This is a genomic window from Paraglaciecola arctica BSs20135 (assembly GCF_000314995.1).
Classification (GTDB): domain Bacteria; phylum Pseudomonadota; class Gammaproteobacteria; order Enterobacterales; family Alteromonadaceae; genus Paraglaciecola; species Paraglaciecola arctica.
The window spans coordinates 46388-64027 of the sequence record NZ_BAEO01000017.1; the positions used below are offsets into that span (position 1 = coordinate 46388).

The 17640-nt window shown below is 39.7% G+C and carries 15 protein-coding genes; 8 read left to right on the forward strand and 7 right to left on the reverse strand.

The genetic code is table 11. The features are described from left to right. Positions 1-234: 234 nt before the first annotated feature. Entirely contained in the window at positions 235-2517 is a 2283-nt protein-coding gene (locus GARC_RS06965) for a GGDEF domain-containing phosphodiesterase (protein ID WP_052151479.1), read from the forward strand. Here the strand turns inward: GARC_RS06965 and GARC_RS06970 are convergent. Next, the gene (locus GARC_RS06970) at positions 2514-4487 is read right to left on the reverse strand and encodes a cation:proton antiporter domain-containing protein (protein WP_007618260.1); all 1974 of its coding nucleotides are present in this window, start codon (positions 4485-4487) and stop codon (positions 2514-2516) included. The genes GARC_RS06965 and GARC_RS06970 overlap by 4 nt on opposite strands. A 108-nt stretch (positions 4488-4595) precedes the next feature. Here GARC_RS06970 and GARC_RS06975 point away from each other — a divergent pair, with 108 nt between their 5' ends. Then, complete coding sequence (locus GARC_RS06975) at positions 4596-5498, forward strand: GGDEF domain-containing protein (RefSeq protein WP_007618262.1); 903 nt, start codon at positions 4596-4598, stop codon at positions 5496-5498. Positions 5499-5626: 128 nt separating this feature from the next. Here the strand turns inward: GARC_RS06975 and GARC_RS06980 are convergent, their stop codons facing one another. Both GARC_RS06980 and GARC_RS06985 read right to left on the reverse strand, forming a co-directional pair. Beyond that, positions 5627-6820 carry an ABC transporter permease gene (locus GARC_RS06980; RefSeq protein WP_007618264.1) on the reverse strand — a complete coding sequence of 398 codons (1194 nt, stop codon included), beginning with the start codon at positions 6818-6820 and terminating at the stop codon, positions 5627-5629. Positions 6821-6832: 12 nt separating this feature from the next. Continuing rightward, the gene (locus GARC_RS06985) at positions 6833-7618 is read right to left on the reverse strand and encodes an ATP-binding cassette domain-containing protein (RefSeq protein ID WP_007618265.1); all 786 of its coding nucleotides are present in this window, start codon (positions 7616-7618) and stop codon (positions 6833-6835) included. A gap of 164 nt (positions 7619-7782) precedes the next feature. On the opposite strand from GARC_RS06985, the gene GARC_RS06990 reads away from it, so the two are divergent. Continuing rightward, a complete protein-coding gene (locus GARC_RS06990) occupies positions 7783-8490 on the forward strand; it encodes a Yip1 family protein (RefSeq protein WP_007618266.1) in 708 nt (235 codons plus the stop codon). On the opposite strand, the gene GARC_RS06995 is transcribed toward GARC_RS06990, so the two are convergent. Next, positions 8476-9291: a DUF3025 domain-containing protein gene (locus GARC_RS06995; protein ID WP_007618267.1), complete on the reverse strand. Its 816-nt coding sequence runs from the start codon at positions 9289-9291 to the stop codon at positions 8476-8478. The two genes, GARC_RS06990 and GARC_RS06995, sit on opposite strands and share 15 nt — an antisense overlap. Before the next feature lie 77 nt (positions 9292-9368). On the opposite strand from GARC_RS06995, the gene GARC_RS07000 reads away from it, so the two are divergent. The 4 genes from GARC_RS07000 to asnB all read left to right on the forward strand — a co-directional run bounded on the left by GARC_RS07000 (position 9369) and on the right by asnB (position 14589). Further along, on the forward strand, positions 9369-11015 hold the full coding sequence (locus GARC_RS07000; protein ID WP_007618268.1) for a M28 family metallopeptidase: 1647 nt from the start codon (positions 9369-9371) through the stop codon (positions 11013-11015). 514 nt (positions 11016-11529) lie between these two features. Next, positions 11530-11778 (forward strand): type II toxin-antitoxin system Phd/YefM family antitoxin, encoded by a 249-nt coding sequence (locus tag GARC_RS07005; protein WP_007618270.1) that lies wholly within the window; start codon positions 11530-11532, stop codon positions 11776-11778. Next, a complete protein-coding gene (locus tag GARC_RS07010; protein ID WP_007618271.1) occupies positions 11768-12055 on the forward strand; it encodes a type II toxin-antitoxin system RelE family toxin in 288 nt (95 codons plus the stop codon). Before GARC_RS07005 ends, GARC_RS07010 begins: the two co-directional genes overlap by 11 nt. A gap of 866 nt (positions 12056-12921) precedes the next feature. Continuing rightward, entirely contained in the window at positions 12922-14589 is a 1668-nt protein-coding gene (gene asnB / locus GARC_RS07015; RefSeq protein WP_007618276.1) for an asparagine synthase B, read from the forward strand. Positions 14590-14644: 55 nt separating this feature from the next. Here asnB and GARC_RS07020 read toward each other — a convergent pair whose 3' ends face one another. The 3 genes from GARC_RS07020 to queE are packed head-to-tail and all read right to left on the reverse strand — an operon-like array spanning position 14645 to position 16664. Continuing rightward, a complete protein-coding gene (locus tag GARC_RS07020; RefSeq protein WP_007618278.1) occupies positions 14645-15526 on the reverse strand; it encodes a hypothetical protein in 882 nt (293 codons plus the stop codon). Then, the gene (locus tag GARC_RS07025; protein ID WP_007618280.1) at positions 15523-15945 is read right to left on the reverse strand and encodes a hypothetical protein; all 423 of its coding nucleotides are present in this window, start codon (positions 15943-15945) and stop codon (positions 15523-15525) included. Before GARC_RS07025 ends, GARC_RS07020 begins: the two co-directional genes overlap by 4 nt. A gap of 44 nt (positions 15946-15989) precedes the next feature. Then, entirely contained in the window at positions 15990-16664 is a 675-nt protein-coding gene (gene queE / locus GARC_RS07030; RefSeq protein WP_007618282.1) for a 7-carboxy-7-deazaguanine synthase QueE, read from the reverse strand. 99 nt (positions 16665-16763) lie between these two features. On the opposite strand from queE, the gene queC reads away from it, so the two are divergent. After that, positions 16764-17423, forward strand: a complete 660-nt coding sequence (gene queC / locus GARC_RS07035; RefSeq protein WP_007618284.1) for a 7-cyano-7-deazaguanine synthase QueC — start codon at positions 16764-16766, stop codon at positions 17421-17423. Positions 17424-17640 lie beyond the last annotated feature (217 nt).

Consider the following 17640-nt stretch of genomic DNA (forward strand, 5'->3'; position numbering starts at 1 on the left):
CTCATACTACCATCGACTGGCAAGTTTCGCTCCGCCCAAAATAATGTGAGTTAGAAACTAAAGCTCACAAGACAGGTTAAAAAATATCCCTTGACAGCTTACAAAAATATTATAACAATCATAATGATAGTGATAATAATAGCTACATTACTCTTGAGTTAATACCTCACAATAATTTGGTGTGTTATTCGATGAAACACTTTTATCGGGTATTTGAGTAAAAAGGCAGGCTGTATGTTAGAAAATTTTAAAAACGCCTTTCTAAACTATCTAATGCTTTCAGATGATGAGGGCACATATGGAGGTATAGAAAGCTGGCGTATTAGTGCGCTACGAATAATGATCATTAGTTGTTATTCACTTTACTCAGTCTTAGCTATTCATTGTGTTATTAAAACACTTGAGGTTGGATACTATATCACTCTCCCCGTCATATCATGCTTTTACCTAGTCGGCAGTTTACAGCTTTGGTTGTCAAAATCGCACTATTACCTCAGTGCTTATAGCTTATTATTAAGTATTGTATTCGCGGCGGTGTGTATCAATTTAATGGTACAAATACCAACATTAGCGATGTTAGGGCCAGTATTCATTTTTTCTTTGCCCTTAATGGCATTTGTGCTGCTAGGTTTAAAAGTCGGGATTATTTGCATAATATTCAACATTCTACCTTTCATTACTTTATTAAATGGCTTCCAACTCAATCAATACATGGATGAACACGCCTATTCAGAATACGCAAACGCCTATATATTCAGCCTCATCTTTTTATTTTTTAATGTTTGTATTCCTTTAGCAGTGGCTCGCGCTAATGTCGCGAACACTCGTTTAAACAAACGTATCACTGAGCAAAATGTCAATTTACAATTACAAAATGATTTTTATAAAACCTTATTTGTTGAGACTGAAATAGCCAAATTAGTGGTGTGTTCCGATGGGCTAGTTTCTGAGATGAATACAGCTGCCGAGCAATTATTACACTGCAATTTTAAATTACGAACTCAAGCCATACCTATTTCAGAATTATTTATCGACATGCCAGCCCAAGAAGGAACAAACACTGTAAATTTGACTGTTGCAGGCAGGATGAAAATGTTTAAAATCAGCCGTAGTGCATTACTCAAAAATAGTTATTATTTTCTTACTATTCAAGATATTACAGCTAAAACCATGTTGCATAAAACCTTGGCAGCACAAAGTCTACTATATCGGAAACAAAACTTAGACGAAGCGACTCGTTTGCCGAATCGAACTTGGATAGAAGGTCATTTAAAAAGTCGACTAAGTCATTCAGATATAGAATTATGTATTGTGGCAATCCGTATTAAAAACGCTGAATTTGTCGCCCAAAAGCATGGTTTTCAGACTATGCCGCTAATGATCCGCAATTTAGCCGATCAGTGGTTATCAGAAACAAAAGTGCCTTGCCAGTTTGCATCTGTAGAGCCAAACAACTTAACTATTGTTAGTGAATTATCTGACAAAGATGCACAAAGTTTGCTTAAGTCTTTTATCGAACAGTTACCTAAAAACGTAATCATTCAAGGAAAAAAAATCCCATTAGATATTCAGTTTGGTATCTCACTTACTGATGGTATAGATGATCCTGAAAAACTGGTTAACAAAGCACTATATGCTGCCAATTCTAGTAATCTTGATATTAACTTCTACGATGATTCTAGTCTGGAACGTTTTATTGAACATCAGGAAATTAATATTCTCTTGAGTGAAGCCATTGTCAACGATGAATTACACATAATGTATCAACCCAAAGTAGAAGGTGATGGGAAATTAATCGGCTTAGAAGCACTATTACGATGGAATTCTCCGGTTATTGGTGTGGTATCCCCTGCTGTTTTTATTCCTATTGCAGAAAAGTCAGGGTTAGTAACAAGCCTTACCCGTTGGCTGATTAGCAACGTTTGCAAACAAATAAACGAATGGCAACAGGCAAGTGTCGAATTAGTGCCGGTGGCAATCAATATATCTGGTGCAGATCTTGACCAAGATAATTTCCATGAACAGCTAATCAAACCTCTAATTGAATACAAAATTAGGCCCCAATTAATAGAACTTGAATTAACAGAATCAGCTAGAAGCATTTCTCATGAGAAAGCACTTTCAACCATAAATCACTTAGTTAATTGGGGATTTGACATCACAATAGACGACTTTGGAATTGGTTACTCTGGTATATCAAAACTCATTTCCTACCCAGTTAAAAAGGTTAAAATTGACCGCCAGTTTATTAAAAACATCGATAAAGATAAGAGAAAAGCACAAGTGATTGAAGCTATCATTGCTATGTGCAGAGTGTTTAATATTCAAATATTGGCAGAGGGGACTGAAAGTTTTGCCGAGGTAGACACCTTAATCAAATTGGGTTGTCATAATTTTCAAGGTTACGTATTTGCCAAACCAATGAAAGCAGAAATGGTTAGCCAATTATTATTGATTCAAAATGTGCTGGATTTTAATAAATGTAATCTTGTTGGAATAGTCAGTAAAAACCATTAATCGCCTTCCAGTAAGAATCGCTCAGCTCGCTCTACTTTGTGTGGTTTAGCTGCGATCACAATCACATCACCTACTACTAAAACCATGTTTTCGTCAGGCTCTGCTAGTTCAAGGTTATCTCTTCTTAATCCTTTAACATTAACCTTCCATTGTTGCAGGTTCAGTTGCAGTAAAGATTTACCCACAGCATAGGCATCTTCTGTCAAAATAACCGCATGCATAAATTTCAACTTGTCTTGTTCGACGTAATCAAGCTCAGTGGTTTCACCGGGGAAAAAACCGTGCATATTGGCATAATGCCCCTTACGCTCTTTGCGCACTCGTTTGAGTATTCGAGACATAGGCACACCAGATAATTGTAATACCTGTGTCACTAACATCAGACTACCCTCAAGAATTTCCGGCACCACCTGTGATGCCCCTGCTGCTAGCAATTCTTCCATGCGATAGTCTTTTCTGGTTCTGACCACGACTGGCAAGTCGGGATATAGACTTTTAATTAAATGAATAACACTTATGGCTTTTTCATGTTGATCAAAGGTAATCAGCACCAATTTAGCTCGTTCAATACCCACAGTGCGCAATATATCTTTTTGTTTTACATCGCCAAAATACACAGGTTCGCCTGCATTTTGACTCTCTTGCACACGAATAGGATCAGCATCAACCACCATGTAGGGAATAGCTTCAATCTTTAATAAGCGACTAACCGATTGACCCACACGACCAAAACCAAAAATCAGAACGTGATCAGTCAGTTGATGGTCTTGCACTGAAATCTGTTCTAATCCTTTTACATTAGGCGTCACTTCAGGACTGATGGCTTTGGCAATTTGGGGACTTTTATCGACCAACCAAGGTGTAATGGCCATACTCATCACCCCAATAGTCAATAACAACGAACCTTGCTCTGAGTTTAAAATAGCGTGATCCACAGCCAGTGCTGCTAACACAAACCCAAACTCGCCCATTTGACAAAGTTTAAGCCCGGCAGCCCATGCATCTTGTTTACCTAATTTAAAGATCTCAGCAGAGATCCGGATCAGCACGACTTTGAGCAAAACAATAACCACCAAACCCAATAACGCCCAATGTATCTGGTCTGGTAAATTATGCGGTACTAGGCGCATACCTATTGTAATAAAAAATAGCCCCATCAGAATATCCCTAAAGGGCCTAATATCAGCTTCTAATTGATATTTATACTTACTCTCTCCCAACATCATTCCAGCTAAAAATGCACCTAACGCCATGGATAAACCAAAAGAAAAAGCCAAACCAGCGGCCATTAAAGCCACCAATATAGTCGTCAAGACAAAGAGTTCATCGGTTCTAGTACTAGCCACTTCTCTAAATACTTTAGGTAGTATCCATTTACCGACAGAAAGCAAAATACCCACCACTAATAAACCTTTTAGAAAGGCCAGTAAAATAGCAATGCCTAAACTTTGTTCAGAATCAGCAGCCAACAAAGGCACCAATATAAGCAAAGGCACAACAGCCAGATCTTGAAGTAATAAAATGCTCACCGCAATTTGCGCGCGAGTGGTATTCAATATCCCCAAATCACTGGTTTGTTTAATCACTATGGCGGTTGACGACAATGCTATAATACTGCCTATTACCAAGGAGGCTTTACCATCAAAACCCAATAACAAGGCAATGCCCATAAACACTAATGTGGTCAATACCATCTGGGCTAACCCCACGCCAAATACCAAATGACGCATGGCTAACATTTTGGGGAGTGAAAACTCCAGTCCCAATGAAAACAACAAAAAAACGATCCCCAATTCCGCAAAGTTTTGCATATCTTCGGGGTGTTCAAATAATGCGAGCAGATCAGGACCCGCCAAAATGCCACAAAATAGGTAGGCCAGAATAGGCGGTAAATTAATACGTTTAAATAACCAAACAGTTATCACCGCTACAGCCATTAAAATAACAATATTGCCTAGATTTCCGTGCATATTCAGTTATTACCTTTGATTGCCATCCGCTAGGCACAATATTTGCTTATCCTAATCAAGACTCATTTTTTGTATAGTAATTCGCCATTTATTTGGCAGGAGAAACCGTTGGAACAACTTACCCAGTTATACGACGCAAACGTCGCTGATCCTTACTTCAGTATTGAAGAATCTAACCATGATCAGAATCAAGGGTTAACCCAAAGTCAGCTTAATAAATTCATCCAAAAATTGCTTACAACTATAGACTTATCCAAGCTGACTGAATTATATTTTCAGCAGTTAGAAAACACCCTACCGCTGTCTGAACTAAAAATCCAGTTCGAAGATAACCGAGTTACATTTGGTAAAAGAGCAAAAAATTCACATTCAAAAACCTTAAATTGTATACAAATGGGTAATACAGTTGCCCAAATGAATTATTCATTTACGCAACCCTTGTCGTTAAGGGATTGGCAAATCGTACAACAAATGCATATTAATTTTTGTAGTCCCTTTAAGAACGCCTTAGAACACCACAAAATTAAGCAATTTGCCATGAAGGACTATTTAACGTCTTTAGGCAATAGAGCCAGTTACAACGAAACTATGATCCGCTTAGCGAATCAATCACAAAGGCGTCATCAACCCTTTGGTTTGCTGGTGTTGGATATGGATAATTTTAAACAAGTTAATGATATCCATGGGCATCAAGTAGGCGATAAAGTATTGATGGCTTGTGCAGATACTATTTTGCATAGTCTTAGAGAGTCAGATTTTGCGTTTAGATTTGGTGGTGATGAATTCTGCTGCTTGTTACCTGATGCAGACAACCAGACCAACAACTTGATTGCAGAACGTATCCGCAGTGCCATCGAATCACATCCGTTGCTACAACAACATAAGATATCTTGCAGTATTGGTAGTGCGACTTATCAAGAGCATGATTCACAAATAGGTATTTTTTCGCGAGCAGACGAAGCACTATATACGGCCAAACAAGCGGGAAAAAACTGTACAAGAGCTGCTTAGGAAGATAATTGCAGGCGATGCTTAAAACGGCAATGCTTTGCCGACCAATCAGACTTAATCCCTAGAAACTAAAAAACCATGCTCGACAGCATGGCTTTTCGCACACAATTAATTAATTTGGACTCGGGTTATCTAAACAACACTTTCTCTTGATTAAACCAATACACACAAAATGCAAACAACGCACCTGCAATAATCACCGTTGAACCAAAGATCGCGAATAATTGATAGTAGTCCATAGTGCCTTTCACCAATTCTTTCATGGCCAGTGAAACGTTAGTTATCGGCACCCAAGCCCAACCACCTTTTAATTCTACCCCGGGTAATAGAGCCAACATAATAGGTACGATAACCAAAATAGTCATAGGGCCCATATAACTTTGTGCCTCTTTAAAACTTTTGGCATAGATAGAAATGCTCAGCAATACCGCTGCAAAGATTGCCACCACAGGCACCAACATTAGAAAGATAAGTAGGAAATCAAGCATCGCTATCTGAGCCATAAAATCAGCCACAAATTTGATTGCCATACCTTGACTTAAAACTAGGCCCCAAATCACCATACTGGCTACGGTAATCATCGCGGTCATAGTGCCAGCAAAAGCAATAGTTAAAAATTTACCCATTACAATTTTGTTTCGGTCGATGGGCGAGATCAATAAAGTCTCAAGTGTGCCGCGCTCTTTTTCCCCTGCGCCAATATCGGTAGCCGGAGCCATTGCGCCTGTTAAACAAATGATAAACAACAAATAAGGCAACATCCCTCCTATTTTTTCGCCCCAGTTTTCTCGATCATCTGCGGTATTCACTTTCTCCAAGACTATAGGTTCTATCAGAGCATTTTGTTGTGCTTCATCTAATCCCAAACTCGAAAAAGCGCTTTGTTGAAACAACTCTGACTGACTTTTAACTATTTCATTTACCCGTCTGTAGACGAGGTTTAGCCCAGCATCGTTGAAATGCAGCTTAACGTTAGCCTGGCCATTTTTTAGTACCTCGCTAGAATAATTTTCAGGTATCTGCAGCACAAAATCGACAGTATCATTACGAATTACCGAGGTGTAATCGGCATTTTCTGCAATTTCGATAAGGTTAAACTTATCTGGTTGTTGCAGCTCTTTAACAATATCAGGTGCATATTGACCACCTACCAAAGCATAATTGAGTACTTGGGTTTCAGCTTTATCAATGGCTTGTTTACTCACAAAACCCACAATGCCAAAAATCAACGGGAAAATTAATAACGGCAGTGCAATCATAAAAAATAATGTTTTACGGTCGCGAAGTAATTCTTTGATCTCTTTTTTAAATACTAACCACATAGTTTAGTCTCCTTATTCGCTAGTCGTTGATTGAATGGCAGCCATAAAAGACTGGTGCAAAGAGCCTTCAGCGAGGGCTTTAAAGCTGGCGATATCACCATCAAACATAGTACAGCCTTGATCGATAACGGTTACTTTGTCACATAACTCTTCTACTTCATCCAAATGATGTGTCGAGAAAATGACGGGGGTACCCTGCTCTTTCAAGCCGCGAATAAATTCCAATACCGTTTGCGTGGCCATAATATCAAGACCCGTTGTGGGCTCATCCAAAATAACCAATTCAGGTGAATGCACCACAGCACGAGCGATTGCTGTTTTTTGTTTCATACCTGTAGAAAAATTTTCCGATCGTCGGTCTAAAAAGTTATGCATATCCAACAGGTCAGCCAACTCTTTTATGCGACTGGCGATAGACTCTTCACTCATGCCATGCAACTGACCAAAATAATGAATATTTTCACGCCCCGTTAGACGACCATATAAACCAGTGGAGCCTGATAAAAATCCTATCTTTTTGCGGGCGATGACAGGATTAGTTAACACGTTGTCACCGTCAATTTCTACGCTACCACCATCAGGTTTGAGTGCAGTGGATAACATGCGTAAAGTAGTGGTTTTACCCGCACCATTAGGACCAAGTAACCCTAATACCTGACCTTTTTGACAGGTAAAAGACACATCTTGTACTGAATGAAAAAAGCGCCCTTTTAATCTCGGATCTTTTTTCTCTTGCTCACTGAGCTTTTTAGGATTTTCCACAGCGAATTTTTTCGCCAGTTGTTTTATTTCTATCATTCCGTTTTCCTAGTTAGTGACAACCTTATGGGTATAGTCTCTGAATTTTGTGATTTATTACATGCGCCAGAGAAAAAAAATATGTAACAATATCCAATTCGCTCAGACTAGCGTAATAACAAGTCAAAATGGTCGTACACAAAAGAATTATTAAGGAGAGTTAAATGCAACAAGTCAGTAATCCATTTCAGGCTATGAAAGATATTATTACTAAGCCAAATCAAGTATTTGCCACAATCAATGAGGTCCACAATTGGTCATGGATCCCATTTTTATTTATCGCAACCTTTGGCGCTATTCCTATTTACTTGTATTTCAATTTTGTAGACTTTGCTTGGTACAACGAATTGATGGTGCAATCTGTCGCTGGAGAACTTAGTCCTGGTGAACAAAGTGCGGTACGCAATGCTATGGCAGATCAAGCTCAATCTTTATGGGCTGGGGTATTTGGCTCAGTTTTTGTCGTTATCATTAGTAACGCCATTTTGGCGCTTTACTTTAACTTTGCCACTAAGGCTGACGAGGAATGTGTACAAAGTTATACAGACTGGTATGGCTTCGCTTGGTGGATCAGCTTACCCACTATTGTATGTAGCTTAATTAGTATAGTAGTAGTGTTATTAGCACAGGATAATCAGTTATCTCCTGTTAGTTTGTCACCCACCTCACTGGCGTTTATCTTTTCAATAGATATGGCATCGCCATGGGCATCGTTAACCCAAAGCATACGTTTAGAATCAATCTGGGTGATGTATTTAACATCAGTTGGTTTGAGTCAGTGGACCCATTTTTCGGCAAAAAGAAATTATATTATTGCTATTGCCCCCTATCTACTTATTTGGGTGATTTGGGCTCTATCAATCGTTTTTTAAGGGCGCTGCGGGTCTAAAATAATCAGTATTGGCGTAAAATGCTGGATTGATGTTGGCATCCCAGACGTCTGGGATGCCTAACAAAGGAATAGGATAAAGGGGTTTCTTATTAGCGAAAATATTGTTTTGCTTGATATGTATCACCAATAATTCATCAATCAGCTTTAATTGCTCTGTATAGCTTATGCTTGAAAATTGATCGTCTACTTCTAACGCCAGCCATTTTCCAGTCAGACCAATAAATGGCTGCAGTAGCATTTCTAAATTGGCGTGTCCAAACATAAAACTATTTAACTGTTTTCCCCAAATTGATCTATTTTCTATAAAAACAGCTTGCCACTTATGCATAGTTAAATCTTTAATCTGTTGCTCAGCAACTGAACCTCTTTGATACGTCAAGATCACGCCACACTCATCAAAGTGAGTTAAGTTGTTTCTTCTTAAAGTTCGAGGTGATAATCCATGTTGCTCAATATCTTCCACATGCTGCTGATTTAACAATCGTTTTGTTTGCGGAAATTGTAACCAAATCAAACCGTTAAATAAGTCATGCCAGCTGTTTGGCCGGGTCGGGATAATATGCTGTTGGTGGATTATTTGTTCATAATAATACTCAGATCCATTGATTTGACTTTGGCAAACAAAATTTGGAATATGCAAATTCCCACTCAATGTTTTTAAATCATTGAGCCCTTGCGCATTGGGCCAATCAGTAAAACCAGACAGACCAAAATGTGTTGCAAGCTGCTGCATGGGCAACATAGGTAGTTGCTGAATAAAGTCGTAGTTCCAAGCTGTCACAATTGCCCTTGAGATTGATATAATGTAAAAATAGAGGGGTTATAATAGTTAACCAACACAACTACAAGAGCAACCACATGAAAACTTGCCATAAACTACTCACATTGTGCCTGCCAATTGCATTGGTATTATCGGCCTGCCAAAACAAACAGGTCGAATCGGTGCCAACAGTTGTAGATAACTTCATCGATGTTTATCAAAGCATTAACACCAATGATTTAAAAACACATATCAAAATTTTAGCTTCTGATGAATTTGAGGGTCGCTTACCCACCACAGTTGGCGAACAAAAAACCTTAGATTATTTGCTTAACGAATTCAAACAGTTGGGCTACCAACCCGGCAATGGTGACAGCTACTTACAGCCCGTTGAACTGATTGAAATGACAGCCAATCCCAATATGACCATGACAATAGGCAAAAATAATTTTGTTTATAAAGAAAGCATGATGGCCTCTACTAGTAGAGAACAAGCTAAGGTCGAACTAAAAAATTCAGAGTTGGTGTTTGTCGGTTATGGTGTTAACGCACCAGAGTACGATTGGAATGACTACCAAGGCTTAGATGTAAAAGGCAAAACAGTAGTAATTTTAGTTAACGATCCTGGTTTTGAAAACCCACAAGGTGGCAAATTTGAGGGTAAAGCCATGACCTACTATGGTCGCTGGACCTATAAATACGAAGAAGCCAGTCGTCAAGGTGCCCAAGCAGCAATTATTGTACATGAAACCAAACCCGCCTCTTACGGCTGGTCTGTGGTAGCTAACAGTTGGAGTGGCCCGCAGTACGGTCTTGTGAGTAAAAATGCGAACGCTGACAGAGTAGCAGTAGAAGGCTGGTTAACCACAGAAGCTGCGCAAAAGGTATTTACTGATGCCGGACTCAACTTTGCCGAAGAAAAAGCCAAAGCCATAGCGGCTCCATACAGCAAAAAATTGGGTTTGGACGTATCGGTAACGGTTAACAATAGCTTTAAAAAATCAATCAGCAATAACGTTATCGCTACTTTACCTGGCACTGAAAAACCCGACGAACATATAATTTTTACCGCACATTGGGATCATTTAGGCAAAGATGAAAGCAAAGAAGGCGATCAAATTTATAACGGTGCCCATGATAACGCCACAGGCACAGCGGCCGCCCTTGTTATGGCCAAAGCTTATTCTGAGTTAAATATCAAACCTAAGCGCTCAACCACCTTTTTAATTGTCACAGCTGAAGAACAAGGCTTGTTAGGCTCGAAGTATTATTCAGAACATCCCATTATCCCTTTAGATAAAACTGTCGCCAATATCAATATGGATGCCATGAATATATTGGGCAAAACCAAAGATGTCGCAGTTGTTGGCATGGGTAAGTCTGAATTAGAAAACTATCTTGAAAAAGCTGCCAAACGTCAAGGGCGTTATTTAGTACAAGAAAGTCGTCCAGAAGCCGGGGGCTATTATCGTTCTGACCATTTCAGTTTTGCTAAACAAGGTGTGCCGGCGCTTTATGCTGAAGGAGGTGACGTGCCTATAGATGAAGCGACAGCTAAATACCGTAAACGAACCAACGTTATAGTAAGAGGTTGTTATCACCAAGTCTGTGATCAATTCCGCGAAAATTGGGATTTGTCCGGTATTCAGCAAGATGTACAACTATTATTTGAAGTCGGATATGACTTGGTTACATCTGATGACTGGCCTAAGTGGAAAGCGACGAGTGAGTTTCAGCGGAAGTAGGATCAGGGTTCAGGCTTACGCTTTATTGCTAGCGTAAGCCTCTTATAATACGGCAAACAAAAGCACGCTACGCGCCATCGTCCTTGATGGTTTTTGTCTCGGATCCCTTCGAGCCAGTCACTTTTTCTTCTACAGCTAAGAATAAAGTAACCAAAAAGAAGCCGCTCGCTACTATGTTCTTCACCCAATTACCTAGCAAATTTAGCAGGTCGTTTGTACACGTACCTGACGTGGACAAACTCAATTTACGTCCTGTAAATTGCCTTACAAAATTCACCAGCTAATCGGCGAACATACATGGGAGGGTAAATCAAAAGATTAGAGCATCGGCTACGCCGCATACCACTTTGGTGGCTCCGCCATTTCTTTTAGCCTTTAAACCGCATGAAATGACTTAATATTGCGCCAACACTATAATGGCTATCCTGTTTATTATGTAGGTTTCATTGCCTTGTTATGTTTCGAAGACTACAATAAGACCTATCTAAAGACCTGTTAAACGCACGAGAAACATATGACTACAAGAATATTAACTGAAGCAGCAGTAAGTATTAGTGAATTAAAAGCTAACCCAATGAAGGTTGCTATGAGTGCGGGCGGAGAAGCAATTGCTGTTTTAAATAGAAACGAACCTGCGTTTTATTGCATACCAGCAGATACTTATGAATTTATGATGGATCACATGGAAGATCTTGAATTATTGAGCATTGCTGAGGCTAGAAGGAATGAAGAAAGTATAAAGGTAAATTTAAGTGACCTATGAGCTTGAGTTTAAGAAAACGGCACTCAAAGAGTGGAAAAAACTGGGCTCGACAATACGAGAACAATTTAAGAAAAAATTAGCTGAGATAATAGAAAATCCTCATATTCAAAGTGCAAAGATGTCCGGTGCTAATGAGCTATATAAGATCAAATTAAGACAAGTGGGCTATCGCTTAGTATATGAAGTCAATGACTCTATTATTACAGTCACTGTGATTTCAGTTGGAAAACGTAACAAAGGAAAAGTCTACGAAGCGGCAATGACGCGCACAAACTAAAGAAGCCGACTCAATGCTCGCCAACTATCCAAACTAACGTGACTGTCCAGCAGAGTTATGTACACCGTTTAATAGCCTATCCCTGTTATTTTTCCCAATAATAAGCCATTTTCAGCTGAAACTTTAAAGGCGGAAAAGGCAGTGGGGCAAAACTAACAGAACTAACAGGACAGGCACGATAACTATTTATTAAAACGTTTAGTCGGCAAAGCCGATGCTTTTCTTATGCTCTACCCTCGCATCTATGTTCGCCAATTATTTTTGATATTTCGTAGGGTGAAACTGGATTCCTTAGAAGCACAGCTTCGCCCAGTTGAACAGCTCGACAAGCGACCGCCATGGACGGCGGAAGGTAGAACAATGCAGGAGCAATTGTCGAGAAGTCGAGATTGGGTGCTGATCATCAAGGATGTGTGATTGACTAATTCGAAGTGGTTCCACGAGTTTGGGAAGTTGGTACTGAAATATCATAAATAATCGGATGAAGAGCATTGCCCTCGAGCGGCATTTTTTGCTTACTTTTTGCTGCGGTTGGCAAAAAGTAAGTCGTACAGCAAGGTTGCTGTGTGAAAAAAGCCACGGAGGGCGGTAAGCGCCAGCGCATGCTTTAGGATTAAAAGTAATCCCTCCACACACATAAAATCAAATGTTAACAACTATCGACTAAACCTCCTAAAACAACCATTGTTCTTAGTAATTCCTTTCTAATGTAAGAAAATCACAGTTTATCCTTGCTTTTTTCGCTCAGACTGGCAAATTCAAGTGCGCGATTGAACCAACAAAAATAGCAGAAGAAGTCGCGATATCAGGCTTGGCGCAATATAATAGTCAAGCCCCTATAACCAGCAATTAAGAGAAATATTTTTATGTGTGGTATTTTCGGTATTCTGGGCATCAAAAGTGATGTGACAGAACTTAGAACGCAAGCGTTAGAGCTTTCCAAATTACTCCGCCATCGCGGTCCTGACTGGTCAGGTATTTGGAATAATGATAATGCTATTTTATGTCATGAACGTTTGGCAATAGTCGACGTTGACACAGGCGCTCAACCGCTAATAAGCCGCGATAATAATCAAGTGTTAGCCGTGAATGGCGAAATTTATAACCACAAAGTGTTAGAAGCAGCACTTGAAACACCTTACGATTTTAGAACTAAGTCTGACTGCGAAATCATTCTGCCTTTGTACCAACAAAAAGGCGTTGAGTTTATCGACGAATTAGAAGGCATGTTTGCCTTTATTCTTTACGATGCAGCGCAAGACTCCTATTTAATAGCTCGCGACCATATGGGTATTATCCCTTTGTATACCGGTTATGATGAGCACGGCAATTTATACGTTGCCTCAGAAATGAAAGCTTTGGCTCCCGTATGTAAGACCATTCAAGAATTTCCTCCTGGCCACTACATGTGGAGTAAAACAGGTGAATTAACCAATTATTATAAACGTGATTGGATGGACTATGAGAATGTCAAAAACAACGAAACCAATCTTGAAGATTTAAAAGTAGCATTCGAGAAAGCCGTTAAGTCACACTTAATGTCTGACGTACCTTATGGGGTATTATTGTCAGGCGGTTTAGATTCATCTTTAGTGTCAGCTATTGCGGCTAAATATGTAGCTAAACGTGTTGAAGATAACGACCAAACAGAAGCTTGGTGGCCTCGTTTACACTCTTTTGCAGTAGGTTTAGAAGGAGCCCCAGATCTGATTGCGGCACAAAAAGTCGCTAAGATGATTGGCACAGTTCATCACGAAGTGCACTTTACAGTGCAAGAAGGCATCGATGCCTTACGCGACGTGATTTATCATATAGAAACCTATGACACCACCACTATTCGCGCCTCTACTCCCATGTACTTGCTGAGTCGTAAAATCAAGGCTATGGGAATAAAAATGGTCTTATCTGGTGAAGGTGCTGATGAAATATTTGGTGGCTACTTATATTTCCATAAAGCGCCAAATGCTAAAGAATTTCATGAAGAAACCCTGCGTAAACTTAACCGTTTGCACATGTTCGATTGTGCCCGTGCCAATAAGTCTACTTCTGCTTGGGGTGTTGAAGGTCGCGTGCCTTTCTTAGATAAAGAGTTTATGGACGTGGCCATGCGCTTAAACCCACAAGACAAGATGTGTCTTGATGGAAAAATGGAAAAATGGGTATTACGCAAAGCATTCGATAATAACGAATATTTACCTTCTGAAATTTTATGGCGTCAAAAAGAACAATTCAGTGACGGTGTGGGTTATTCGTGGATTGATTCACTTAAAGAATTTATCGAAACCCAAGTCACAGATGCACAAATGGCTTCAGCGGAATTTCGTTTTCCAGTGAACACTCCTGATACAAAAGAAGGCTACTTCTATCGCACCATTTTTGAAGGGTACTTCCCACAGGAAAGCGCAGCTAAATGTGTACCTAGCGGAAAATCTATCGCTTGTAGTACGGTAGAAGCCTTAGAATGGGATGCTAGCTTTAAAGCTAATGCGGATCCATCGGGTCGTGCAATGAGCACTGTTCACGGTAAGGGCTAAGATTTAGCTAATGTGAACTAGATACACATACTAAGAAGCTAAAAACCAGAGTACATCACTCTGGTTTTTTTTCTGGTTCAGGAATATTAAGCTTGCCGTCAAACCATAATTCCTTTCTGTCCAAGGGTGTTTTTTCGGGTAAAAAAGTATTCTTTAACAAATAAAAGGTTCTATCTTCAATCTGCGCTTTTTCAATGTTAGCTTTGTATTTCTCCAAAAATAACGCTTCAAACTTGCCATTTTCAATCGCTTTCTCAAGCCCTCTTTCAATCAGACTCGCTAGGGGCACACTTTTCTTATTTACAAAAAAGTAAATAGCGGCGGGATAACGTATCCCAAGCGTGGGTTGGACCTCTATTGGAATTTGTGTTTCGCTTTTGGCCAACTCGTCCCATATTTCTATGATTGAACGAGGAAAAAAATCCCCTTGTGCTTTGCCAAGCATCCTCATTAGCCCACTTTGGGTACGTTCGGTGATCACATCAAAACCATTAAATTGCAATATTTTGGTATCTGGCCAATCCCGCCCCTGCAATGGAGCGAGTTTGACCAAATGATCAAGCTGCTGGATATATTTAAAACGTCCAGCCATGTCTTGTCGAATTAACAATAAACGCCATCCAATTAGTCCCTTAAATATGGGAATGCGAATAGGTAATAAGTCTTTTTCACGCTGAGGATTGGTCATACCCCAAACAATATTTATTTCTCTATTGTCTTGCAGCCTACTCAATGCCTTGCCTTTGGACAAAATATTGACTGAGGGTGTTAGTTGATAATTTACCCCTGTTTGATCCAAAGCCAAGGCTAATAACTCTATAGGGTACTCTTCAATTGTTGAAGCGGATTCAAGGGCTCGAGGAAACGTTATTTGCCAAGATGCACTCTGGGCATTAAGGCTACAAAATAGGAAAAACCCAACCAAGGCTTTGATCATAAATACTCAATACGTTTAAAAATGTCAGCAAGTTTATGCTCATCGTCATCAATTACCGCCACAATTATCTTAAGTTGTTTATCGGGCATTTTTTGTAAGGTATATGAGGTCGCACAGCCAAAACATAATTGTTGTTTTGCGTCATAAAATTGCCAACGCATTTTTGAAAAAAACAAAGTATCTGATAGACGCATAGTTTGCTGTAATTTTGACTCAAAGGTTTTAATGCCTGCTTGGCTAAACTTGGTCATCATGTGACTAATGGCTTGTTCTAACTCTATTTCGTTAGCCATGACCTTTTTAATATTATCATTCATAATAATAGTTGGTGGTAAACAATAGCTGGCTATTTTTTTCGGATCAAAAGTATTTAATGCTTTGGCATAAAGATCTAAAAAGTTTTCTGAATCAATGGGCATAAATGACCAGTTCCTTAATTACACATATTCTGTTCATAAGACCGTTACTCGATCCCAATAAATTTATGCGTTTGTAATGACAAACGCCAATTACGCGCTATACAAGTTTTAATTGCAAGGTCGGTCGCTCGTTTTTGTTGGCTAATGGGCTGTAAATAAATGTTGGGCAGCGCTTGGTCACCCAATAAGGTTAACACTTGGTCTAACTCTTCAATATGTTTTTCCATGGCTATTGGGTGTTTAATTTCATTTGCTCGGCGCATTGCGCTACTTAATACAGGCCTGCCCCCAGGCATATTCACTTTGGGTGAAACTGTAACCCAAGTATCAGGATGGGCAATGATTTCATAAGTGCCACTGGTTTCAATTTGTACCGAATAACCTTTTGTTATTAAGCTACTAGTGATCTCAGTCAAATCATACAAACAAGGCTCACCACCGGTGATCACAATATGTTTAGCGACATAACCATGAAGTTTAAAAAGTTCTAATAGTTGAGCGGTGGAGTGTTCAAACCAGCTATCAGACTCTGCGGTTTCCGCCATCACCGCATCACTAGTGGTTTTTAATTCAGGCGACACCACCCAAGTGTGTTTAGTGTCACACCATGGACAGCCAACTGGGCAACCTTGCAAGCGTACAAAAATGGATGGCAACCCTGTATAACTGCCCTCTCCTTGCAAAGACTCAAACACTTCATTAATTTTATACGAATTCAATCACTTTCCTTTTTGTTTAACGCATTCCTGTTGTGGGAATTTAGCGTCAAATCACTTAAAATCACTACATAATGAATTGATTATAAAGAAGCAAAGCTCATGTCACAAAAGGTAGTGGTAATTTTTTCCGGAGGAATGGACTCATTTACAGTCCTAAACCTAGCAGTTAAGCAGGGCTTAGAGGTATTTTCCTTATCTTTCGATTATGGACAAAGACACAAAAAAGAACTGGATTATGCAGATCGTGCCTGCAAAACGTTAAATGTACACCACAAAATTGTCGATATATCAGCCATCAACCAATTAATTGGCGGCTCATCACTGACATCTGATATTGACGTAGCCGAAGGCCATTACGAAGAACAAAGCATGAAAAGCACAGTTGTGCCCAACCGCAATATGATTCTGCTATCTATGGCTGTAGGTTATGCTGTTTCAATCGAGGCCAACCAAGTCTACTACGGCGCGCACTCAGGCGATCACGCCATCTACCCTGACTGTCGCCCTGAATTTGTCCATAAAATGAATGACGTATGCGCTATCGCCAACTACGAAGCCGTCGAAATTGTTACGCCTTATCTAGAAGTCAGTAAAACTGCCATTTTAACCGCAGGCTTAGCAATGGGCTTGGATTACAACCAAACCTGGACTTGTTACAACGGCCGCGAAAAAGCCTGTGGCAAATGTGGAGCTTGTCAGGAGCGATTAGAAGCCTTTTCTGAAAATGGTGTGAGTGACCCATTGGATTATGAGGGATAACTTCGAGCTTTAAGAACATAAAGTTGAAACCGGTGAAAGCCGGTTTTATATCAGTTGTACCAAAGATTAAAGTCAAAAGCATAAGCAACACACACTGTCATTTTATAAGGCAAAAAAAGCCGAATAAACAAATGATTAGAACCCTCATGTTATTTTAATCCTTCATCTGCGAAGCAGATGTTCTTGATCTACCCTCGACTCAAAGCTCGCCGATTAT